At 49.6% G+C, this 591-nt stretch carries 1 protein-coding gene; it reads right to left on the minus strand.

The window, feature by feature from the left end; genetic code table 11:
• Positions 1 to 67: 67 nt before the first annotated feature.
• A partial coding sequence (locus R7093_RS26665) for an NfeD family protein (RefSeq protein WP_318147206.1) occupies positions 68 to 591 on the minus strand: 524 nt, incomplete at its 5' end.

Consider the following 591-nt stretch of genomic DNA (forward strand, 5'->3'; position numbering starts at 1 on the left):
TTTGTGTCGCTAATGCGAACAGCAGCACCACGATCACAGCAACAGTGTAGAGCATCATAAACGCCTCCTATTCTTTAGGGCGGTCATTGGGCTTCACCGTTAAGGTTAGCCCTTTAACATGAACAATGGTGACCGATTCACCTTGTTTGAGTTCTTGATCTTGTTCGGTCTTCGCTTGCCAAAATGCACCTTCAAACTGCACGCGGCCTTGTCCGTCGATGAAGTCGTCACTCACAATGGCATGTTTACCGGGGTAGGTCTCTAAACCTGTGGTGACGCCTTTTCCTCGAATCCTGAGTAAGAAACCAATAGTGAGAAGAATCAACGCGATAGAGAAAATGGCGATACCGAAAATCAACGGTAGGGCAATTTGGAAGCCCGGGAGCTCGCTGTCCATCAGGAATATTGAACCAAGCACAAATGCTACTACGCCGCCCAAGCCTAAAATGCCAAAGCTTGGGCTAAAGGCTTCGGCAATCATGAGCGCGATACCGAGTAGCAGCAGTCCTAAACCTGCGTAGTTGACGGGCATCATTTGCAGTGCGTACATCGCAAGCAGTAAGCAGATGCCGCCAAGCACACCGGGTAAAC

It is taken from the genome of Vibrio sp. 1580 (genome assembly GCF_033340055.1).